Source organism: Hufsiella ginkgonis, assembly GCF_009834915.1.
Lineage (GTDB): Bacteria > Bacteroidota > Bacteroidia > Sphingobacteriales > Sphingobacteriaceae > Hufsiella > Hufsiella ginkgonis.
The window spans coordinates 85959-108422 of the sequence record NZ_WVHS01000003.1 but is presented as its reverse complement, the minus strand read 5'-3'; the positions used below and the strand labels follow the sequence as shown (position 1 = coordinate 108422).

19 protein-coding genes and 1 other RNA gene are annotated in these 22464 nt (G+C 51.0%); 14 read left to right on the top strand and 6 right to left on the bottom strand.

The annotated features are described in order from the left end of the window. Positions 1 to 10 precede the first annotated feature (10 nt). The 3 genes from GS398_RS12890 (at position 11) to GS398_RS12880 (ending at position 3233) form a co-directional block, all read left to right on the top strand. Positions 11 to 1309, top strand: coding sequence for an aminotransferase class V-fold PLP-dependent enzyme (locus tag GS398_RS12890; RefSeq protein WP_160907220.1), 1299 nt, complete (start codon positions 11 to 13; stop codon positions 1307 to 1309). A gap of 4 nt (positions 1310 to 1313) precedes the next feature. Further along, the gene (locus GS398_RS12885) at positions 1314 to 2528 is read left to right on the top strand and encodes an MFS transporter (RefSeq protein WP_160907219.1); all 1215 of its coding nucleotides are present in this window, start codon (positions 1314 to 1316) and stop codon (positions 2526 to 2528) included. Positions 2529 to 2747: 219 nt separating this feature from the next. Further along, positions 2748 to 3233, top strand: a complete 486-nt coding sequence (locus tag GS398_RS12880) for a hypothetical protein (RefSeq protein WP_160907218.1) — start codon at positions 2748 to 2750, stop codon at positions 3231 to 3233. Between the two features lie 11 nt (positions 3234 to 3244). On the opposite strand, the gene GS398_RS12875 is transcribed toward GS398_RS12880, so the two are convergent. After that, entirely contained in the window at positions 3245 to 3415 is a 171-nt protein-coding gene (locus GS398_RS12875) for a hypothetical protein (RefSeq protein WP_160907217.1), read from the bottom strand. A 52-nt stretch (positions 3416 to 3467) separates the two neighbouring features. Continuing rightward, a complete protein-coding gene (locus GS398_RS12870) occupies positions 3468 to 4652 on the bottom strand; it encodes an MFS transporter (RefSeq protein ID WP_237488184.1) in 1185 nt (394 codons plus the stop codon). Positions 4653 to 4713: 61 nt separating this feature from the next. Here GS398_RS12870 and GS398_RS12865 point away from each other — a divergent pair, with 61 nt between their 5' ends. Genes GS398_RS12865 through GS398_RS12850 form a run of 4 tightly spaced genes read left to right on the top strand, consistent with a single transcriptional unit; the run spans position 4714 to position 7911 of the window. Then, complete coding sequence (locus GS398_RS12865; protein WP_160907216.1) at positions 4714 to 5919, top strand: galactokinase; 1206 nt, start codon at positions 4714 to 4716, stop codon at positions 5917 to 5919. Positions 5920 to 5963: 44 nt separating this feature from the next. Then, positions 5964 to 6506, top strand: a complete 543-nt coding sequence (locus tag GS398_RS12860; protein WP_160907215.1) for an RNA methyltransferase — start codon at positions 5964 to 5966, stop codon at positions 6504 to 6506. 39 nt (positions 6507 to 6545) lie between these two features. Next, positions 6546 to 7208: a YdeI/OmpD-associated family protein gene (locus tag GS398_RS12855; protein WP_160907214.1), complete on the top strand. Its 663-nt coding sequence runs from the start codon at positions 6546 to 6548 to the stop codon at positions 7206 to 7208. A gap of 1 nt (position 7209) precedes the next feature. After that, positions 7210 to 7911, top strand: coding sequence for a DUF1345 domain-containing protein (locus tag GS398_RS12850; RefSeq protein ID WP_202406058.1), 702 nt, complete (start codon positions 7210 to 7212; stop codon positions 7909 to 7911). Positions 7912 to 8059: 148 nt separating this feature from the next. Here GS398_RS12850 and GS398_RS12845 read toward each other — a convergent pair whose 3' ends face one another. Together GS398_RS12845 and gltB are read right to left on the bottom strand one after the other, a co-directional pair. Beyond that, positions 8060 to 9529 carry a glutamate synthase subunit beta gene (locus GS398_RS12845; RefSeq protein WP_160907213.1) on the bottom strand — a complete coding sequence of 490 codons (1470 nt, stop codon included), beginning with the start codon at positions 9527 to 9529 and terminating at the stop codon, positions 8060 to 8062. A gap of 2 nt (positions 9530 to 9531) precedes the next feature. Further along, entirely contained in the window at positions 9532 to 14055 is a 4524-nt protein-coding gene (gene gltB, locus GS398_RS12840; RefSeq protein WP_160907212.1) for a glutamate synthase large subunit, read from the bottom strand. 324 nt (positions 14056 to 14379) lie between these two features. On the opposite strand from gltB, the gene ffs reads away from it, so the two are divergent. The 3 genes from ffs to GS398_RS12825 all read left to right on the top strand — a co-directional run bounded on the left by ffs (position 14380) and on the right by GS398_RS12825 (position 16308). Beyond that, positions 14380 to 14477, top strand: an RNA gene (gene ffs / locus GS398_RS12835) — signal recognition particle sRNA small type. 88 nt (positions 14478 to 14565) lie between these two features. Further along, the gene (fsa, locus tag GS398_RS12830) at positions 14566 to 15225 is read left to right on the top strand and encodes a fructose-6-phosphate aldolase (RefSeq protein WP_160907211.1); all 660 of its coding nucleotides are present in this window, start codon (positions 14566 to 14568) and stop codon (positions 15223 to 15225) included. 108 nt (positions 15226 to 15333) lie between these two features. Beyond that, the gene (locus tag GS398_RS12825; RefSeq protein WP_160907210.1) at positions 15334 to 16308 is read left to right on the top strand and encodes a YpdA family putative bacillithiol disulfide reductase; all 975 of its coding nucleotides are present in this window, start codon (positions 15334 to 15336) and stop codon (positions 16306 to 16308) included. A 40-nt stretch (positions 16309 to 16348) separates the two neighbouring features. Here GS398_RS12825 and GS398_RS12820 read toward each other — a convergent pair whose 3' ends face one another. Beyond that, the gene (locus tag GS398_RS12820; protein WP_160907209.1) at positions 16349 to 17863 is read right to left on the bottom strand and encodes an ATP-binding cassette domain-containing protein; all 1515 of its coding nucleotides are present in this window, start codon (positions 17861 to 17863) and stop codon (positions 16349 to 16351) included. 50 nt (positions 17864 to 17913) lie between these two features. Between GS398_RS12820 and GS398_RS12815 the strand changes: the two genes are divergently transcribed. From GS398_RS12815 to fmt, 4 genes are all read left to right on the top strand, one after another. Further along, positions 17914 to 18273 carry a VOC family protein gene (locus GS398_RS12815; protein WP_160907208.1) on the top strand — a complete coding sequence of 120 codons (360 nt, stop codon included), beginning with the start codon at positions 17914 to 17916 and terminating at the stop codon, positions 18271 to 18273. A gap of 131 nt (positions 18274 to 18404) precedes the next feature. Continuing rightward, positions 18405 to 19328 carry an ABC transporter ATP-binding protein gene (locus tag GS398_RS12810; RefSeq protein ID WP_237488183.1) on the top strand — a complete coding sequence of 308 codons (924 nt, stop codon included), beginning with the start codon at positions 18405 to 18407 and terminating at the stop codon, positions 19326 to 19328. 4 nt (positions 19329 to 19332) lie between these two features. Further along, positions 19333 to 20643, top strand: coding sequence for an ABC transporter permease (locus GS398_RS12805; protein ID WP_160907207.1), 1311 nt, complete (start codon positions 19333 to 19335; stop codon positions 20641 to 20643). Between the two features lie 86 nt (positions 20644 to 20729). Further along, entirely contained in the window at positions 20730 to 21659 is a 930-nt protein-coding gene (fmt, locus tag GS398_RS12800; RefSeq protein WP_160907206.1) for a methionyl-tRNA formyltransferase, read from the top strand. Positions 21660 to 21694: 35 nt separating this feature from the next. Here the strand turns inward: fmt and GS398_RS12795 are convergent, their stop codons facing one another. Beyond that, the gene (locus tag GS398_RS12795; protein ID WP_160907205.1) at positions 21695 to 22423 is read right to left on the bottom strand and encodes a (Fe-S)-binding protein; all 729 of its coding nucleotides are present in this window, start codon (positions 22421 to 22423) and stop codon (positions 21695 to 21697) included. Positions 22424 to 22464: the final 41 nt, after the last annotated feature.

The window sequence follows — 22464 nt, the reverse complement described above, 5'->3', positions numbered from 1 at the left end:
CTATTTAGCTATGACTTTAAACCGCCGTTCCTTTGTAAAAAATGCCGCAGCACTTGCCGGGGCGTTTTCCGTTAACAGTTTGTTCCAGCAGGCACATGCGGCGGATCTGCAAAAAATCAACGAACGGGTAGGGCATTTAACGCCTGCGCAGCTGGCGGCCGATGAGGATTACTGGTTTTTTATCCGGCAGGCATACCCGGTAAACCGGAATATCATCATTCTCAATAACGGCGGCGTTTCTCCGGCCCCGCTCGTGGTGCAGCAGGCGGTAGAAAGGTATAACCAGCTTTCGAACGAAGGCCCCTCCTATTTTATGTGGCGGGTGCTCGACCAGGGCCGCGAACCATTACGCGAACAGCTGGCCCTGCTTGCCGGAACACTCCCCGGCGAGATCGCCATTAATCGCAACGCCACCGAATCGCTTAACACCATCATCTACGGACTAAACCTGAAAGCCGGCGATGAAGTCATCGGCACCAAACAGGATTATCCCAACATGGTCCAGGCGTGGCGCCAGCGGGCCATGCGCGATGGTATCGTCTACAACCAGCTCAGCTTCGATTTTCCCATAGAAAACGATGATACCATCGTTGCGGCTTATGAAAAGGCCATTACCCCTAAAACCAGGATCATCCATGTTACGCACGTGATCAATTGGGTAGGCCAGATCATGCCCGTACAAAAGATCTGCCGCATGGCGCATAAAAAAGGGGTTGGGGTAATCGTAGACGGCGCGCACTCCTTCGGCCTGCTGGATTTTAAGATCCCCGACCTGGAATGCGATTATTTCGGCACGAGCCTGCATAAATTTCTCTCCGCCCCGGTGGGCAGCGGCATGATGTGGATCAAAAAGGAAAAGATCGCTTCCATCTGGCCGCTTATGTGCAACAGCGAACCGCATAGCGAAGACATCCGGAAGTTCGAAACGTTAGGCACCCGCAGCTTTCCCATCGAACAGGGCATCGGCGAAGCCATTAATTTCCATAATGCCATTGGCAGCAAACGAAAAGAAGAACGCATCAGGTACCTGAAAAATTACTGGGCGGAACAAGCCGTAAAGATACCGAAAGTAAAGATCCATACTTCGTTAAAAAGCCAGTATTCCTGTGCCATTTGCGGAGTAAGCATCGATGGGATGACACCGCAGCAACTGGACGGCGCGCTGTTCGCCAACTACAAGATCCACACCACGGCCATCGTTTGGGAAAATATATCAGCCGTACGGGTAACGCCGCATGTATACACCAGCCTCGCCGACCTCGATAAACTGGTTAAAGCACTCAAAGAGATCGCCGCCGCCGGCAAATAAACGCATGATCACACAGGTTATTCACAGCTATAAGCAGGCTTATACCGGCCTTTCGCGCAGTAACTGGTACCTGGCGCTGGTGATGCTGATCAACCGCAGCGGCACCATGGTGGTCCCTTTCATGACTATCTACTGTACGCGTCAGCTCAATTTTTCTATCGAGCAAGCCGGTACCATCATGGCCTTATTCGGATGCGGTTCCATTATCGGTGCCTACGGCGGAGGAAAGATCACCGACAGGTTCGGTTTTTACAACATGCAGCTGGTAGCGCTTTTTACCGGCGGATTGCTGTTCATTTGCACCGGTTATCTTAAAACGTTCACGCCGCTTTGTGTCGCGGTGTTTGTACTGAGCATGTGCAACGAGTCTTTCAGGCCCGCCAATTCGTCCGCGACGGCATACTACAGCACCGACGATAACCGCACCCGGTCTTTTTCCCTGAACCGCCTCGCCATTAACCTGGGCTGGGCTTTTGGAGGCGCAGCCGGCGGATTCCTGGCATCTTTTAATTACCAGCTACTCTTCTGGGTGGATGGATGTACGAATATCCTGGCCGGGCTGCTGCTGCTCAAATTACTGCCTGCGGTAACTGTTGCTCCTGCCAGGCACAATGCTGCCGTCGCGGTACGACAATCTCCTTACCGGGACGGGGTGTTCCTGTTTTTTATAGGTATCACGATACTCTATGCAGCCTGTTTCTTCCAGATGTTTACCATACAGCCCGTGTTCTTTAAAACCGCATGGCTGATGAGCGAGCGATTTATCGGCATATTGATGGCGTTTAACGGGATCCTCATCGTATCGGTCGAAATGGTGATCATACACCAGCTCGAGAAACAGAAACGGCCCTTGTTTCACGTCGCGCTTGGTGTGCTGCTCACCGGTGCGGCATTTGCCCTGTTTAACTTGTTGCCGGCCTCAGGCATATCGGCGCTCCTTGTAATCGCTACCATCACCCTCGGCGAGATCCTGGCGCTCCCGTTTATGAATACCTACTGGCTGCTGCGCACCACCACCGATAACCGGGGCGAATACGCAGGATTGTATACCATTGCCTGGTCCGTTGCCCAGATACTTTCGCCGGTGTTTGGCAGCCGCCTGATCAGCAACTATGGGTTTAACGCGCTCTGGTGGGTTTCTGCGGGCGTATGCGTCTTTACCGCCGCCGGGTATTTCTCGGTTTACTTATGGGAAAAGCGGCCATTAACAGAAAATTAACGCGTTTTTTACCTCCAACACGCTAGTGTACTTATTACACCAAGTACCGATTTTAAGTCCTTATTTAAGGATTTCTCAAAATAGGCGCCGATATTGCGTACATTTTTGAATTTTATAAGATAGAGACATAAAAATTATTACTTTTTCATAAAAAATAATTTTTTCTTACAAAATTTATAATCAACATGTATATTTGTTGCGGATTTAAATTTATACATTATGAAAAAGCTATTAATTGCAACTCTCTTTCTGGCCATGACCGCCAGCACGTACGCTGCTACTGACGTAAAAGCGGACGACGATTCCAAAAGTATCTCCTACACCGTGTTGAACCAGTTCGCGGCAGAATTTTCCGATGCGACCAACGTCGTGTGGACTTTAACCACCCAGTTCCAGAAGGCATCTTTTGTGTCGAACGGCGATAAAATTTCCGCTTACTATTCCCCGCTTGGCGATTACCTCGGTGCCACCAAATTCGTTTCTATCGACGTCGTTCCTGCGAAAGCAAAAGCAGAGATCGCTAAAAAGTACGAAGGCTACACCGTAAGCTACGCGATCCAGGTGATCTCAAGACCTTATGTTGCCAACGCTACAGACGATACCGGTTCTTACTGGGTAGACATCACCGATGGCAAAAAAGAACTGTACCTGAAAGTGACTCCTTTCGGCGGGATCGAACTTATTAAAGAATCGGCCGTAAAATAAGCTCGCAGGAGCTATTGTTTACCGGCCGTATCCCGCTTAGCCCCTGTAATGGAGGTATCTTTCTGGGACTCCCGGATCCCCTTGGGGATGGGTCCCCTGCCGGTTGGATCAACGGTCTTCTGGGCGTTACATGCCAGGAACACCGCAACCGCAAGAACGAACAATACAAGTAATTTTCTCATAAGTAGACCAGGTTTACCAGTTAACAGCTAAACGGTAAATCTGGTTTACTTTTTATTGCTCCCCGCTTCTCAGCACTACGCGGGTTTTGCGGTAGGTGATCCCATAAACCGCAAAAGCAGTCGTCACCAGGCCGCTCATTCCTATACATACCCCGGTCCAACCTTTCCATTCCCAGAGCTTAAGGCCGGCAGCGCTTCCGCATGCCGTTCCAATAAAACTGCAGGTCATAAATACCGTGTTCAGGCGATTACGGGCTTCGGGGATCAGTGCGTAGATCCTTGCCTGGTTGGATACATGGATGCCTTGCTGCCCAAGATCTAGGATCAGTACGGCCACGATCACCATCGCCAGGTGCAGTTCGCCGGAATACAAAAGCACAACAGCGGTTGCCATCATCGCCAGGCCGTAGCCGATGGCGGTCCTCGGGTTCTTTTTATCGCTGATGCGGCCGATCACCGGCGCCGCCAATGCCCCGATAGCGCCTGCAACGCCGAATAAGCCGATTGCAGCACTCGTAAAATGATAAGGATTACCGGCGAGCAGCAACACCATGGTGGTCCAGAAACAACCGAACACCGCAAACGCCAGCGCATTGATCATGGCGGCCTCGCGAAGTACCGGTTGTGTGTTGACGAGATTCCAGAGCGACTGCATCAGCTGGCCATAAGATCCTTTAAACGACGGCTTGCTTACGGGGAATGTTTTAGCGATCACCATAAGGATCACCAGGCAGAATCCCGCTGCTATAAAATACATCGCACGCCAGCCCAAAGCTGCCCCGACGGCGCCGCTCAGGGTCCTCGAAAGCAGGATACCTACCAGCAAACCGCTCATTACCGTGCCGATCACGCGGCCGCTGGTGCCCGGTTCGGCTAAATGTGCCGACAATGGCAGGATGAGCTGCGGAACTACCGAACTAAAGCCGATAACCACCGAAGCGATACAAAGCATCATAAAGCTTGGCGCAACGGCCGCAGCCAGCAACGCCACCACCGCCATGGCAGCCGTAAACAGTATCTGGCGCTTTCTCTCTACGCGATCGCCAAGGGGAACGAGAAACAGCAAACCCGTCGCGTAGCCTGCCTGGGTAAGATAGGTGATCCGGCCGGCGTCGCTTTCAGCCCGGCCAAACTCCCGGGCAATCAAGATGATCAATGGCTGGCAGTAGTAAATATTGGCAACGATCACGGCGGTGCTGAGCGCCATGATGAAGATATCGGCTTTTTTAAGGTACATCGTACCACAAAGAAAGAAAATAAAGCTTCGAGTTCCTATCTTCGCACTATATCCTTCTCAAATGATCGACCAATTAAAACAAGACTTCAGGAATTTTTTCGGACAGGAAAGTCAATACAGCTTTTTCGCGCCCGGACGCGTTAACCTCATCGGCGAGCATATCGATTATAACGGCGGGCTGGTAATGCCCTGTGCAGTTACGTTTGGTACACACCTGCTCGTCGCGCCAAATGCAGCAGGTAAATTGCGCTTCAGAAGCATCAATTTCGCCGAAACGGCGGAAATCGGCCTGCAGCCGTCTTACCGGAAAGAAGGTACGTTATGGTTCAATTACCCGATCGGCGTGATCAACTATTTTACCGAATACGGCAAATCACCGCAGGGACTGGATATGCTGTTTTACGGCAACGTACCTATCGCTTCGGGGTTATCTTCTTCGGCGTCTATCGAAGTGGTAACCGCCTATGCGCTGAACGAGCTTTTTAAAGCCGGCTTTACGAAACTGGACCTGGTAAAAATGGCCAAGCGGGTCGAAAACGAGTTCATCGGGCTTAACAGCGGCATCATGGACCAGTTTTCCGTTGCCTTCGGCGAAGCCGGCAAAGCCCTGAAGCTCAATTGCGAAAACCTCGATTATGAGGCGGTCGACTGCAACCTCGGCGACCACGTGCTGGCCATTATCAACACCAATAAGCCCCGAAAACTGGCGGAGTCAAAATACAACGAACGGGTAAGCGAGTGCCGGCGCGCGTTAAAATCACTGCAAACGGCGCTGCCCATCGAAAACCTGTGCGACATCGGCACCGCAACGTTCAACCTCCATGCGCATCTTATTGAAGACAGCCTGGTACGCCACCGAGCCCGCCACGTAGTCGAAGAAAACGACCGCGTGAAGCTCGCTGCCAAAGCCTTATCAGAAAACCGGCTGGAAGAATTCGGCAGGTTAATGTATGCTTCACATGCTTCGTTAAAAGACCTCTACGAGGTTTCGGGTAAAGAGCTCGATACCATTGTGGAGTTTTGCCTCACACGCGCCGATGTTACCGGTGCGCGCATGACCGGTGCAGGTTTCGGTGGTTGCGCAATCGCACTCGTTAAAGCTGCCTCATTCGAAGATTTCAGCCAGGCCGTGTCCGCCTGGTATACCGAAAAGATTGGTTACGCACCTTCCGTATACAGCTCGCTGATCGGCGATGGCGTGCGTTCAACGAATAACCGGGAAACGAATGATGCTGCCTCCACCGATAAAAACCTCGTGGTCGCCTGATCGTGTGATCACCGAAAATCAATCACAATCACCCCAGTTTAAACGTGCGCAAATTAACCACTTCAGAGCTCGGCCGTACTTCGGTAGAAGCGTTTCGCAACCAGGATAAGCTGCCGCTGGTGCTTGTGCTCGACAGTGTGCGGAGCATGCATAACGTCGGCTCTGTTTTCCGCACGGCGGATGGGTTCGCGGTAGAAAAGATCCTGCTTTGTGGTATTACCGGGCAGCCGCCGCACCGCGAGATAGAAAAAACAGCGCTGGGAGCCACTCAATCCATCGCGTGGGCTTATTTTGAAAAGGTAGAAGATGCACTCGCTTCGCTTATTGCGGATGGCTATACGGTCGTAGCCGTAGAACAGGCTGAAAGCAGCATCCCCTTAAATGCATACCAACCGGCCGCTAACGGCAGGTATGCGCTCATTTTTGGAAACGAGGTGAATGGTGTTTCCAACGAGGCCATGGCGCTGGCTGCCGGCTGTATCGAGATCCCGCAGTTTGGCACCAAGCACTCCTTCAACATCGTGGTTTCCGCCGGCATTGTGTTGTGGGATTTTTATACAAAACTTACCCAACAAGCCAACGGTTAACTCATACAGCAATAACCAGGGCAATTTAAACCAGATCGCATGAATCCCTTAGCTAAAAAGTTATTGATCAAACCCGGTTCCCGCGTATTACTGGCCAACGTACCGGCGGGATATCCCGACCAGCTTGACCCGCTACCCACCGGCGCCAACGTTTCGCTTGCAGCCGGAGAAGGCACCTATGATGTGGTACAGCTGTTCGTGGTCGACCGGGCCCAGTTGAAAGACAGCCTTTCCTGGCTGATGGGCTACCTGAAAACGGAAACCGTATTCTGGATCTGTTATCCCAAAAAAAGCTCGGGAATTGTTTCCGATCTCGAAATGATGCAAAGCTGGGACGAACTGAAAGTTTACGGCTACGACGGCGTAGCAGCGGCGGCCATCAATGAGAACTGGACCGCCTTAAGGTTCAGGCCCAAAAATCTCGTCAAAAAATCGGACGCAAGTAACGAAGAGATCCCAAAAAACGATTACGGCAACTATATCGACCTCGCTAACCGCGTAATTACACCGCCCGCAGACTTGAAGGCCGCGTTGGAAGGGAAACCTTCAGCCATGGCTTTCTTCCAAAACTTGTCATTTACTAATAAAAAAGAATATGTGACCTGGGTGCTAAGCGCTAAGCAAGAGAAAACCAGAGCAGACCGCGTGACCAAAAGCGCGGAGAAACTGCTCGCAGGAAAAAAGAACCCTTCCGAGAAATAATATGACCACCCGCAAATCCAGGTATCCTGCGTTTCTTTCGTTTATCAACCACCTGGATGGCCATCACCGGTTATTGATCTGCGTGATATTCTCGCTTGCCGGTCTTATTTTCAACCCGGCGGGTATTTCCTGGCCAGACCGGGCGTTGTTTGTATGGCTGGTATTTACGCTGGTTTACCTGCTGATGGCGTGGATCACATTTCTTACCAGTCATCCTGCAGAGATCCGCAAACTTGCCGCCCTCCAGGACAGCAGCCGCACACTGATCTTCCTTTTTATTCTCACCACATCGATCATCAGCCTGCTGACGGTGATCCTGCTGATGCGTTCGGGCGAGAAGCTGCACGGCGCGGAACGCACCACGCACATCCTCCTTTCGGTACTTTCGGTGGCCAGTTCGTGGTGGCTGGTACACACATTGTATACGTTCAGGTATGCGCATTTATACTACACCCCCGTCGCCGGGAAACAGCCGGGCAAACAACACACCGGCGGCCTCCAGTTTCCCGAAGAGGATTTCCCGGACTACCTGGATTTCGTATATTTCTCCTTCGTTTTAGGGATGACGTTCCAGGTATCTGACGTTACCATCACCTCTAAAGACCTTCGTCGCCTTGCATGGCTACATGGCATGTTATCGTTTGCTTTCAACACCGTTATCGTGGCGTTCAGCATCAATGTCATTTCAGGAATGATTAAATGATTCCTGTTAACAGCAGGCCACCGGTCCCACGCAAAATGAGTACGAAAATTATCGAAAGTACCTTTATTTAAAGAGCCTCGCTGGAAATGAATCAAAAAAAAATCCCGCCACTTATGACGGGATCCTAATTGTATTGGGTTTGGTTTGGTTAAGCGAACATACTTACTGCATCTTTACTGGCCAATGCAGTGCGGCCCATCAGGAACTGGTCTACTTTACGGGCAGCTTCCCGTCCTTCGGAAATAGCCCAAACCACGAGTGACTGCCCGCGTCGCATATCGCCCGCAGCAAACACTTTATGCACGTTGGTCTGGTAAACGCCTTCTTTTGCTTTTACGTTTCCGCGTTCATCAAGTTCGACGCCTAATTGGGCAAGCACTCCGTCTTTTTGCGGATGCAGGAAACCCATTGCCAGGAATACCCGCTGTGCGGGGAGCAATCGCTCCGACCCTTCCACCTCCGTGAACTTGATGGGACGACCCATGAAATCGGTTTCCCAGCTTACATCGGTAACACGCAGCGATTGCAGGTTCCCGTTCCCGTCGCCGATGAACTCTTTGGTATTGATGCCCCAGAAACGTTCACAACCTTCTTCGTGTGAGCTGGTGGTTTTAAGCACCATCGGGTATGTTGGCCAGGGCATGTTATCCGTACGGTCTTTTGGCGGCTGGAACATCACCTCGAATTGTTTGATAGATCGGGCGCCCTGCCGGTTGGAGGTACCCACGCAATCGGAGCCGGTATCGCCGCCGCCGATCACGATCACATCTTTACCTGTTGCCAGGATCTCTTCCTGCGTGAACTTGATGTTACTGACCCGTTTGTTTTGCTGCTTCAGGAAATCCATCGCGAAATAGATCCCTTTCAGGTCGCGGCCCGGTATCGGCAGGTTCCTGGGAATGGTGGAGCCACCGGAAAGCACCACCGCATCAAAATTGCGCAGCAGCTCTTCACCGGAAACATGTTTACCTACCTCGGTATTGGTTTTAAACAGGATGCCGTCTTCTTCCATTAATTTTACGCGACGTTCAACCACCCATTTGTCGAGTTTGAAATCAGGAATGCCATAGCGGAGAAGTCCTCCCGGACGATCGTCGCGCTCGAAAACCGTTACCGAGTGCCCAGCCTTATTCAGCTGTGCTGCTGCGGCTAACCCCGCAGGGCCTGAGCCGATCACGGCAACGGATTTCCCCGAACGGATGAGCGGAGCATTCGCGCGTACATATCCTCTTGTGAAAGCGATCTCGATGATATGTTTCTCAATTTCCTCGATCGCCACCGGCGGACGGTTAATCCCGAGCACACAGGCAGACTCGCATGGCGCAGGACAAATCCGGCCGGTAAATTCAGGAAAGTTATTGGTGGAAGCAAGAATATAGTAAGCTTCTTCCCAGTTCTGTTTGTAAACTGCGTCGTTAAATTCAGGAATGATATTGCCCAGCGGGCAACCGTTATGACAAAAAGGGATGCCGCAGTTCATGCAGCGGGCCGCCTGTTTGTTCAGCTTATCGTCGGAATACATTTCCACGAACTCTTTGTAATCGTTCACCCGGTCATGGGCGGGCCTTTTTGAAGGAAGCTCCCTGTCGAACTCTTTAAAACCTGTTATTTTGCCCATTACTAATTTGCTGGTTGGTATTGTGCACGCTGTAAAACTTTTTTGTATTCGGTTGGGAATACTTTAATAAACTTATTGGCTTCTTCTGCCCAATTGCTTAGGAGGTAAAGCGCCAGGTGGCTTTGCGTGAGCTGCATGTGCTTACGCAGGAGGGCGAGGATCTGGTCCTCGTCTTCGGTGGATAACGGATCGAGCTCTACCATTTCGGTATTACAATTCTCCGGGAAAGTTCCCTCTGCATCGTAAACCCAAGCGATACCGCCGCTCATGCCGGCTGCAAAATTCCGGCCGGTCTTACCCAGGATAAGCGCTCTTCCACCGGTCATGTACTCACAACCATGGTCGCCAACGCCTTCTACCACGGCCGTTGCCCCAGAGTTACGCACTGCGAAACGCTCGCCTGCCTGTCCCCTAACATATAACTCTCCAGAAGTTGCGCCATACAGGGCAACGTTCCCGATAATGATATTTTCCTCAGGAACAAACGTGCTGGCAGAGGGCGGATAGATCGCAAGCTGTGCGCCTGACAGGCCTTTTCCAACGTAGTCGTTCGCTTCGCCTTCCAGTTCGAAAGACAGGCCTTTCGCGCAGAATGCGCCAAAGCTCTGCCCGGCAGAACCGCTAAACTTAAAGTTGATGGTGTTATCCGGCAAGCCAGCCGAGTGGTAAAGCTTAGAAACTTCGTTTGAAAGCATCGTTCCGATAGTACGGTCGGTATTTTTCACCATGAACGAAGCGAATACCGGCATTTTTTGGTCCAGTGCCTGCTGCGCATGATCCAGTAATTTCCAGTCGAGGATATCAGACATGCCGTGATCCTGCGATTCGCTGTTGTACATCGTTACGCCCTGGCGGGTGGTGATCGGGTGAATAATATCCGAAAGGTCCAGCGTTTTCGCTTTCCAATGCGATATACCTTCGCGTACCTTCAGGAACTGGGCGCGTCCTACCATATCGTTAATGGTACGGAAACCAAGATCGGCCATGATCTCCCGCAGCTCTTCCGCCAGGAATTTAAACAGGTTTACAATATGGTCGGGCTGTCCGCTGAATAATTTTCTTAACTCGGCATCCTGTGTGGCTACTCCTACCGGGCATGTATTTAAGTGACACTTCCGCATCATGATACATCCGCCGGCCACTAAGGCAGCCGTTGCCACGCCCCATTCCTCCGCGCCTAATAAAGCGGCAATAGCCAGGTCGCGGCCGGTTTTAAGCTGCCCGTCCGTTTGAAGTACGACGCGGCTGCGCAGCTGGTTACGAACCAATGTTTGATGTGCTTCGGCCAGGCCAAGCTCCCAGGGCAGCCCGGCGTGCTTGATCGAGCTTACCGGGGAAGCGCCCGTGCCGCCGTCGTAACCTGCAATGAGGATCACGTCGGCATGCGCTTTTGCAACACCCGCGGCAATGGTACCTACGCCTGCTTTAGAAACCAGCTTTACATTGATCCTCGCCGCACGGTTTGCGTTCTTAAGGTCGAAGATCAGCTGGGCAAGGTCTTCGATCGAGTAAATATCATGGTGCGGCGGCGGAGAGATCAGCCCCACACCGGGGGTTGAATGCCTTACACGGGCAATCCACTCGTCGACCTTGTGCCCGGGAAGCTGCCCGCCCTCGCCGGGTTTGGCGCCCTGCGCCATTTTGATCTGGAGCTCGTCTGCATTGGTGAGATAGTTCGAGGTTACCCCGAAGCGCGCCGAAGCGACCTGCTTGATGGCCGAGCGCATCAGGTCGCCGTTTGGCAAACGTTCATAACGCATCTCGTCCTCCCCGCCTTCGCCGGTATTGCTTTTTGCACCGATGCGGTTCATCGCGATGGCAAGCGTTGAATGCGCCTCGTGGGAAATCGAACCGAACGACATCGCACCGGTGGCAAAACGTTTCATGATGCTTTCTGCCGATTCAACCTCGTCCAGCGCAACCGGCTCACGGTGATGTGCGAAATCAAGTAATCCCCTGATGGTGAACATCTTTTGTGTCTGATCATTGATCAGCTTCGCATAATTCTTGTATACCTCGTAATTGTTGGTACGGGTTGCATGCTGCAGCAGGTGGACGGTTTGAGGATTGAATAAATGCGCTTCGCCGCGTCTTTTCCACTGGTAAATACCTCCTTCGGGAAGCATTTGCTCTTCAGGCTTTGACCTGCCGAAACCGTTCCAGTGCTTGTATAACGTTTCTTTCGCAATTTCATCGAGACCCAATCCGCCGATGCGGGTAACAGCGCCCGTAAAATATTTATCGACCACCGACTGGTTAATGCCAAGTATTTCGAAAACCTGCGAACCGTGGTAAGACTGCAGGGTAGAGATCCCCATTTTGGAGAAGATCTTAAGCAGCCCCTCGTTTATGGCTTTAATATAGTTCTTGGATAAGTATTTCCATTCGAGTGAAGTATCCAGCTTGCCTTCCTGCTTCATGGTGTGAATAGTGGCGAGCGCCAGGTACGGGTTGATCGCGGTGGCGCCAAATGCCAGCAAACACGCAAAATGATGCACTTCCCATACATCGCCGGCTTCTACCACGAGGCCCACGGAGCCGCGGAAACCCTTTTTCACCAGGTGGTGATGCACGGCCGAAACCGCCAGTAGCGAGGGGACCGGTGCGTGTTCTGAGTCGATCGCCCTGTCTGAAAGGATCAATACTTCGAACCCGTCGTGAACGGCATCTTCGGCATAGCGGCAAAGGCGGCTGAGGCTTTTTTCCATCGAACCCGGCAGCCCGTCGGCTTTGAAATAAGTTTGAAGCGTTTTAGCGTGGAACAGGCCGGTGTCTATACTTCTCAGCTTTTCGAGCTCGTAGTTCGAAAGGATAGGCTGCTGCAGGGCCACGCAATGGCAATGCATTTTATCTTCGTCCAGCAGGTTACCGTTGTTGCCGATAAACGTAGCGAGGCTCATCACCAGGCGCTCGCGGATGGGGTCGATCGGCGGGTTGGTCACCTGTGCGAAGAATTGTTTAAAGTAGCTTGACAGGTGCTGCGGACGATCAGAAAGCACGGCAAGCGGAACGTCTGTTCCCATCGAGCCAACGGCTTCTTTTCCTTCGAGCGCCATCGGTTTAATGAGGGTCTCGATGTCTTCGCGGCTATACCCGAATACCTGCTGATATTTAAATACGGAATCGGCCGCCAGGTCGGTGAACGCCAGGCGCGGCTCGGGAAGGTCCTCGATCCTGATCTTATAATTTTCGAGCCACTGGCCATAGGGTTGCCTCGAAGCGAGCTGCATTTTAATTTCTTCGTCGGTAATGATCTTGCCTTCGCCGGTATCGATCAGGAACATTTTTCCGGGCTGAAGACGACCTTTACTTACCACGGTGCTTTCATCAATAGGCAGTGCGCCCGCTTCAGACGCGGCAATCACCAATCCATCGCTGGTAACCACGTATCTCAGGGGACGTAAGCCGTTCCTGTCCAGCATGGCGCCAATGATCTTGCCATCGGTAAATGTTAAAGCCGCGGGGCCATCCCATGGCTCCATCAGCGTGGCATGGAACTCGTAAAACGCCTTTTTCAGCGGGTCCATCTGCTCGTTGCCGTCCCAGGCTTCGGGCACCAGCATCATCATTACGTGCGGCAGCGACCGGCCGCAGTGCAGCAGGATCTCCACGATGTTATCAAGGCAAGCCGAATCAGACTGGTTATTGTCGATAACGGGCAGCAGCATATCCATTTCATCTTTCGAGAAAAAAGGAGAAGCATACGATCTCAACCCGGAATAAAACCAGTTAAGGTTCCCGGTTAAGGTATTGATCTCGCCGTTATGCGCCATAAATCGGAACGGCTGGGCAAGCCGCCACGAAGGGAACGTATTGGTAGAAAACCGCGAGTGGATCATACCGAAGCCGGATTTCACCCGGTCATCCGAAAGGTCCAGGTAATACTGGCGAACCTGGTACGTGGTTAGCTGGCCCTTATATACGATCACTTTCGCAGAAAACGACGTAAAATAGAAGTCGGCAGCAGAACCTTTTACCGTATCGTGCACCGTTTTGGTAATATAACGGCGAAGCACGTATAATTTACGCTCGAAATCATCGACATTGGTAATATGAGACGGCCGGGCAACGAAAACCTGCTCGATATCGGGTTCCGAAGCGAGTGCAGTTTGCCCCACCACCGAAGCATTTACAGGCACTTTACGGTACCCGGTGATCTGCAGCCCCAGCTTATCTGCTGCGCTGTTAATTACCCCCCGGCACGCTTCTTTAGCAACAATATCTTTGGGGAAGAAAGTCATGCCTACCCCGTAATAGCCCGGCTCGCCCAGGCGGATCTCGAGCGCAATACACTCTTCTATAAAAAACTCGTGTGGTAATTGCAGCAATAAACCGGCGCCATCGCCTGTTTCCGGATCACAACCGCAGGCTCCGCGGTGTTCCATGTTCTCTAAAATTGTGAGTGCATCAGCGATGATCCGGTGTGAGCGGTGACCGTTTATGTTGGTTATAAAACCGGTTCCGCAGGAGTCGTGTTCGAATTCAGGACGATATAAGCCCTGCTGGTCACTATCAGTTTGGTTCATCAGGTTATTGATTATTTGTGGCGATTACGAAAATAGGAATTTGTGCCAATGATTGCTATATTATACAGTATTTTTGAACTTTCCGTAAAATAAGCCCAAAAAACCAATAGATCATTGAAAGTTTAATATTTTAATTAATGATATATTATCAATTTATTAAATTAATTATCCAAAATTAATAGCAAAACAGTTGAAAACCTCTCCTGGAAACCCTCATACTATGGTAATCCGATAGACTTACCGGTTATGGTGCCCGGTCAGCGATATATTTATATAAATGACCGCGGGGTTGGCATACTCATAAAATTTTATACCTTTGTCGCGGGTTAGTCTTCTACGACCAGCTCCTCTTGAACTCCCCCAGGGTGGGAACGCAGCAAGGGTAGAGAGTTGTAGCGGTGCGATAGAAGGGGCTAGCCCATTTTTTATTTTTTTTGGTTTTTATGCCACGAAGACCAAAGTGTTGTTCAACGATCTTCTCGATTACCTGAATATCAATAATCTTAGCAAATGAAATTTTTTATTGACACTGCCAACCTTCAGCAAATTAAGGAAGCACACGACCTTGGCGTTTTAGATGGCGTAACTACCAATCCCAGCCTCATGGCAAAAGAGGGCATCGCCGGAAAAGAAAACATTATCAACCATTATAAGGCTATCTGCGAGATCACCGATGGCGATGTAAGCGCTGAAGTAATTGCCACCACTTACGACGAGATCATCGCCGAAGGCGAGGTTCTTGCCAAACTTCACGAAAGAATTGTTGTAAAAGTGCCGATGATAAAGGACGGCGTCAAAGCCATCAAGTACTTCTCCTCTAAAGGCATTAAAACGAATTGTACCCTCGTATTTTCGGCCGGCCAGGCATTATTAGCCGCTAAAGCGGGAGCTACATATGTTTCGCCGTTCATCGGGCGCCTCGACGACGTATCGACCGACGGCCTTCAGCTGATCGAGGACATCCGCTTAATTTACGACAACTACGGCTACGAGACCCAGATCCTGGCTGCCTCTGTTCGTCACCCGATGCACATCATCAGCTGTGCGAAATTAGGCTCCGATGTGATCACCGGTCCGTTGTCTGCCATCACCGCCCTGCTGAAACACCCGTTAACAGATAACGGCCTGGCCCAGTTCCTCGCCGATCACGCGAAAGCGGCGGGAGTATAACGTTTTACGCCGGACGTATAAGTAACACGTGCTGTCCCGGACTTAATAAGTGCGGCTATGATCAGTTTACGTATACGTCCAGCGTTACACGTCAAACTTTCAAGCGCTATGAACTATTACGATATCCTCATCATCGGCTCCGGTCCCATCGGGCTTGCCTGCGGAATAGAAGCGCAGCGTGCGGGATTGTCGTACGTGATTATTGAAAAAGGCTGCCTGGTAAATTCGCTCTATAATTACCCGGCGAACATGACTTTTTTCTCCACCTCAGAAAGGCTGGAGATTGGCGGCGTGCCGTTCATGTCGGTCAACAACAAGCCAACACGTCCCGAAGCGTTGGAATATTACCGGCGTGTAACGGTCAAATTCGCGCTCAATCTCCGGCTGTTCGAGGAAGTACTGGAAGTTTCGCGCCTTGCTGACGGATTTTCGGTAACAACGTCAAAGACTAGCTACACTGCCGGCAAAGTGATCATCGCTACGGGGTTTTACGACATCCCGAACCGGATGAACATCCCGGGGGAAGATCTTCCCAAGGTAACTCATTATTATCGTGATCCCCATTACTATGCCATGCAGCAGGTATTGGTGGTAGGGGCCAATAACTCCTCGGTAGACGCCGCGCTCGAAACTTACCGGAAAGGCGCCTCGGTAACCATGGTGATCCGCGGCGAAGAGATCGGGAAACGGGTAAAATATTGGGTACGCCCTGATATAGTTAACCGCATAGCGGAAGGCAGCATCAAAGCGTATTTCCAGTCGTCGCTTACCGCGATAGGGCCACATGAAGCAGAGATCCTGACCCCTAACGGCCCCATTACCATCCCCAACGATTTCGTGCTGGCGATGACCGGGTACCAGCCGGATTTTAAGTTACTGCGAAAATTCGGCCTCAGCCTATCGGATGACGAAAAGCTTTGCCCCTTCCACGATCCCGACACCATGGAAACCAGCGAACCGGGCATCTACCTGGCCGGCGTTGTGTGCGGGGGAATGGACACGCATAGCTGGTTTATCGAAAATTCGCGGGAACATGCAGGGAAGATCTTAAAGGATATTACTTCAAACTTATTCAGGAAGTAATTTACAAGAAATACCCGCAACCATGTGCGCGCTTCGATTCTTACGAGTCGATAACCTTTCCTTTTTCAAGTTTGAGATACTTTGTAACGGCATTGGGCAACTCTCCGGGGTAATGTGTTACATAGATCAGCGTGATATTGCTTAAGCGGCAAATGACATCTACGAGGTTTTTAAAGTGGAGTTGCTGGTGTTCGTCGAGGCCCTGGCACGGCTCATCGAGAACAAGGAGTACCGGGGTTTTTACCAGCGCGCGTGCCAGCAGGCAAAGACGCTGCACACTGGCCGAAACTTTATTGAACGGCTGATTGGCGGCCTCTTCTATTTCCAGGATCTTCATCCACCTGACGCACAGCGCCCGGTACGCGGCGTTACTTGGCCTGAAAAGGCCCTGCGTATCATAAAAACCTGATTCGGTAACCTGTACGCAGGTAGAGCCCGAAGGAAAATACTGTAGCATCTCCGGGGAAACATACCCGATACGCTTCTTGATGTCCCAGATACTTTCCCCTGTTCCGCGTTTGCGGTCGAACAAGATGATATCATTGGCATACGCCTGCGGGTTGTCGCCGGTAATTAGGCTGAGCAGCGAAGATTTGCCGGCGCCGTTAGGCCCCAGAAGCGCCCAGGCATCGCCCTGCCGTACATGCCAGCTGATGTTATCGAGCACCGTTACATTATCGTAGCGGAGCGAGATTGCGTTCATCGCTATGATATCGGCAAAAACCGGGATGGGGTTCAATGCCAGCAATGCCGTTAATTCCCCTATATCAGCCATCACCCCTGCTGCCGTTGACATGGACGCCGGATCGAACACCGCTTTAGGCCCCCGTGAAACGATATCGCCCGCATCCATCACGGCTACGTGTGTGACGGCTTCGGGCAGCTCCGCCGGCGACGTCGCAACCATCACCGTGATCCCCGACCGGGTGATCTCAGTGATAATTTTGTCCATCGCCGGGCGGGATGCCGAATCGAGCCCGGTAAAAGGGCTATCCAACAAAAGTAGCTGCGGATTTCTTAACAATGCGGAAGCGAACAGCAGCCTCCGTGTTTCACCGTTCGACAGCTTGATCACTTGCTTACCGAGCAGCTGACCGAGTTTAAAAAGTCCGGTCACCTTATCGGCCGTCCATACCGGCTCTTCTGCCGGACTAATCGCATGAACAGCTGCGAGGTGTTCCGCAACGGTAGCGGCATTTTCCGAATCCGTGGCGTTGTAACGCTGCTGGTAGTAAAATTCGGTAGTATGCGACAGGTTCCTGAAATGATGCTTTTGGGGCACCATCGCGATCAGCTTTGCCGCGTTAAACAGCGGGTCGGTAATCCCGTTACTGCGGCGAAAACGGTCGTAAAAATGAAAGCTGACTTTGCCGCCTGTCATGGCCAAACGACCCGATATCGCGTTCAGCAAGGCACTTTTTCCCGAACCTGAGGGGCCGACCAATGCCCACTGTTCACCTTTTTTAAGTTCAAAACTAAGATCTGAAAAGAGTACCTTCCCGGGAGCGCGCGCTGTGATATGTTCGAGAGAAAGAAATGATAGGTCCTCAGCCATTATCTTGTTTATATGGCTAAATTAGCAATAAATGAATCTTAATAAAGCGTATGAAACTCAAGGAAATTCGCCCGGCGTTATACACCCGGCAGGTGAAAGAGACCGTAGACTTTTACACTAATATACTGGGATTTACCTGCGGGGCGGCCGGTGATGATGGCAGTTGGGCCGCTCTTACCAAAGATGATACGGAGGTGATGGTAACCCTGCCTAATGATCACGTCCCGTTTACCGGTCCCAGGTTTACGGGTTCAATTTACTTCATCACGGAAGAAGTGGATGCCTATTGGGAAGCAGTTAAGGACCAGGCCAGGATATGCTACCCGATCGAAACGTTTTTCTACGGCATGCGCGAATTTGCTATCTACGACAATAACGGGTACCTGCTGCAGTTCGGGGAAGAAGTTTAAGCGTTAAACGGTTGACGTTTAACGTCCGACGTAGCCCAATAGCCTATTACGCCGCCTAAAGCAAAGGATGGAAAACGTAAAACGACAACGGTGTCCAAACCCGTAACATTTCCCCGCAAACCCGATCTTACATGACAGAAACCATCAACATGCTTAGTATCCGACATATCGTTAAACAATACGCCCAGCATCGTGCGCTCGATGACGTGAGCATTGAAATAAGCCAGGGCAGCATTTTCGGCCTGCTTGGCCCGAACGGGGCAGGCAAAACCTCGCTGATCCGGATCATCAACCAGATCACCGCGCCCGATAAAGGGGAAATAATACTCAAAGGCGAGAAACTGGGTCCATCACATATCAGTAAAATTGGCTATCTCCCGGAGGAAAGGGGACTATACAAAAAAATGGAGATCGGCGAACAGATGTTGTACCTCGCGCAACTAAAAGGCCTTTCCCGCGCAGATGCGGCAACACGGATCAAATATTGGTTCCAGAAAATGGAAATTGAATCATGGTGGAAGAAAAAAGTAGAAGACCTGAGTAAAGGGATGCAGCAAAAGATCCAGTTTATCGCCACGGTGGTGCATGAACCGGAGCTGATCATCCTGGATGAGCCTTTTACAGGTTTCGACCCGGTGAACGCAGACCTGATCCGCGACGAGATCCTGGAACTTAACAGGAAAGGCGCTACGATCATTTTTTCCACTCACCGGATGGAAACGGTAGAAGAATTATGCGACTCGATCGCGCTCATCCATAAATCGCATAAGATACTGGACGGAAAAGTAGACGCGATCCGGAATTCGTACCGCAATAACACTTATGAAATCGAATACCTGGGCGAAAAGTGCGGATTTGACGACTCCGCTCCTTTCGTAACGACGAACGAAACCGCCACCAACGAGGGCTATATGATTACCCTGAAGCTCACCGAAGGCAAAAGCGCCAACGAGGTGCTTTCCTACCTTGTGCCAAAAGTACGGGTGAACATGCTGCGGGAAGTGATCCCTACCATGCATGAGATATTTATTGAAAAAGTGAGCCAAATCAGCTGATCCTATGAATAAAATATTACTCATTATACGCCGCGAGTACATGACGAGGGTGAAGAAAAAGTCATTTATCGTGATGACGTTCCTCGTTCCTTTCCTTTTCATGGCCATGTATGCCGTCATTTTCTACGTGATCCTCAACAAGGAGGAATTCGCCGAAGTGGAAAAAATTGCGGTAATAGACGACTCCGGAAGCTTCAGGAGCCTGAAAAGCAGCACCAGTATTCAATATAATTACCCTGCCGGAACGGTTGAAGAAGCACGCGCACATTTTAAAAAGTCAGACAACAACTACCTTCTTATTATACCTTCCGACAAGAGGAACATCTTATTGCTGAGCCAGAAAAAGCCTGGCATTAGTACCGTGGCTTCCATCGAAAGGCAGCTGTCGCGGATTAACCGCACCGAGAAATTGCTTGCGGCGGGCATCGATACGGCCATCGTAAATTCAAAAAGCAATGACCTCAGTATCACCGCGCGCCAGTTAACGGAAGAGGGCGAAAAAGATGCCGGGGCCTGGGTGGCATTTGGCGTGGCGATGCTGTTTTCGATCATGATCTATATGTCGCTGCTCATTTACGGCGTACAGGTAATGCGGGGCGTGATCGAAGAAAAGACCAACCGCATCATCGAAGTCGTGATCTCGTCCGTAAAACCATTTCAGCTGATGCTGGGCAAGATCATCGGTGTGGGGATGGTAGGTTTGACACAATTCCTGCTTTGGATCGCTTTAAGCGCCATTTCGGTAACCGCTGCCGGGCTTATCCTGCTGAAAGATACAGACGTAAGCAAGATCAAAACCGAACAAATAAAAAATACCGCCGGCGTCCAGGCGGCGCCGGCTGCCGGATCCACCGTAGGCACCGATTTTCTCGAATCGCTTAACACCATTCCGTGGACCTACACGATCTCCGTTTTTATCTTTTACTTCCTGTTCGGGTTCTTATTATACAGTTCCATTTTCGCGGCAGTTGGCTCGGCGGTCGACAGCGAAACAGACACGCAGCAATTTATGCTGCCGATCATTATGCCGCTGATATTTACCTCCATTATTTCCATCAACGTTGTCATTTCCAATCCGGGCAGCCCGCTCGCGTTCTGGTTGTCGATTATCCCGTTCACCTCGCCTATCGCGATGATGGTCCGTATTCCATTTGACGTTCCTGCATGGCAGCTGGCTTTATCCATGAGCCTGATGATCGGCGGGTTCCTGGTCATTACCTGGATCGCCGCAAGGATCTACCGTGTCGGTATCCTGATGTATGGCAAAAAGGCGACGTATAAAGAGCTGGTTAAATGGTTCTTCTATAAAGAGTAAGCGATGATGAGCCGGCAGCGGCAAACATTATGGGTGCCCGTACCGCCATTAATGTTAATTTTGTTCCTCATTTATTGGAGAGACAGATGCGGATAATTTTCATGGGCACCCCCGATTTCGCGGTAGCGTCGCTGGAGGCGTTGCTGAATGCGGGAAAAACGATAGTTGCGGTGGTTACCGCGCCGGATAAGCCATCCGGCAGGGGCCAAAAGCTTAACGAATCTGCGGTAAAACAATTTGCGATACAACGGGGCCTGCCGGTATTGCAGCCGGCCAGGTTGAAAGATCCCGGTTTCCTGGAAGCGCTCGCGGGCTACCGGGCAGACCTGCAGGTAGTGGTGGCTTTCCGGATGCTGCCAGAAGTGGTATGGAAGATGCCGCCGATGGGAACCATCAACCTGCACGGTTCATTACTCCCTCAATATCGCGGTGCTGCGCCGATTAATTGGGCGATCATTAACGGCGAGCGCGAAACGGGAGTTACTACTTTTATGCTCAGCCACGAGATCGATACCGGTGATATACTGGCTGCAGAACGGATTCCCATCGGGGATACAGAAACTGCCGGGGAACTGCACGACCGCATGATGGTGATCGGGGCAAAATTACTGGTATCGTCCGTAAACGACATCGCCGGGGGCAAGATCACCCAATTATCGCAGGATGTGCTGATCAGTGAAAATAGCGGGATGGAACTCAATCACGCCCCTAAATTATTCAAAGAAGATTGCCTCATCGATTGGCGCAGCCCGGCGAAAGCGACCTTTGATAAGATCCGTGGATTAAGTCCTTTCCCCACCGCCTATATCGAGTTTCGTGGTAAAACACTCAAGATCTTTAACAGCTCCTATACGCTTACAGATCCCGGGATCCAGGCGGGCGGTTTCTTAACAGATGGCAAGACGTTCCTGAAATTTGCTTGCACCGACGGATTTATCAGCTTACTCGAAGTACAGATGGAAGGAAAGAAACGGCTGAAGATCGATGAATTCTTAAGGGGGACCAGGCTGGATTAATTTGTTCGGACGGGCATACTTTAGCGGGCGTTACTTTATACATTTCCCCATCCATGCGCCAGCACATCCGCCAGGTGCATGGTCTTTAACGGGAGCTCATGCTTATCGATATAAGCCTGGAGGTGCAAGAGGCAGGACGCATCTGTAGAAATGATATATTCGGCTTCCGCCGCCAGCGCGTTTTCCACTTTTTGCTGCGCCATAGCGCTCGAAATACCTTCGAACTTTACCGCGAACGTGCCGCCGAAACCGCAGCAGGTAGTATTGTCGTTCATTTCCACAAGGTCGAGCCCATGCACTTTTGACAAGAGCTGGCGGGGTTCATCTTTTATTTTACACTCGCGCAACGCCGAACAGGAATCATGGTAAACGGCTCTTCCTTCCAGCTCGGCGCCGAAATAGTCCTTTTGCAGCACATTTACGAGGAAATCAGAAAGTTCGTGAATATTGGCCTGGATAGAGCGGCAGGTATTGTGTACCGTGGTGTTGGTAAACAGGTCGTTATAATAATTTTTAACCATCCCGGTACACGAAGCCGAAGGCGACACGATATAGTTGCTTTCGGAGAAATCGCTGATAAATTTGGCTCCCACCTTCTTGGCTTCATCCCAAAATCCGGCATTAAAGGCTGGTTGCCCGCAGCAGGTTTGTTTCCCGTTATAAATCACTTTACAGCCCGCTTTTTCCAATACGCGAATGGTATTAAAAGCCGTTTCGGGATATAATTGATCAATAAAACATGGGATGAAAAGCTCGATAGTCATAGCAGGGCAGGCCGGTAGTGCGTGTAAAGCCGGTGCTAAAT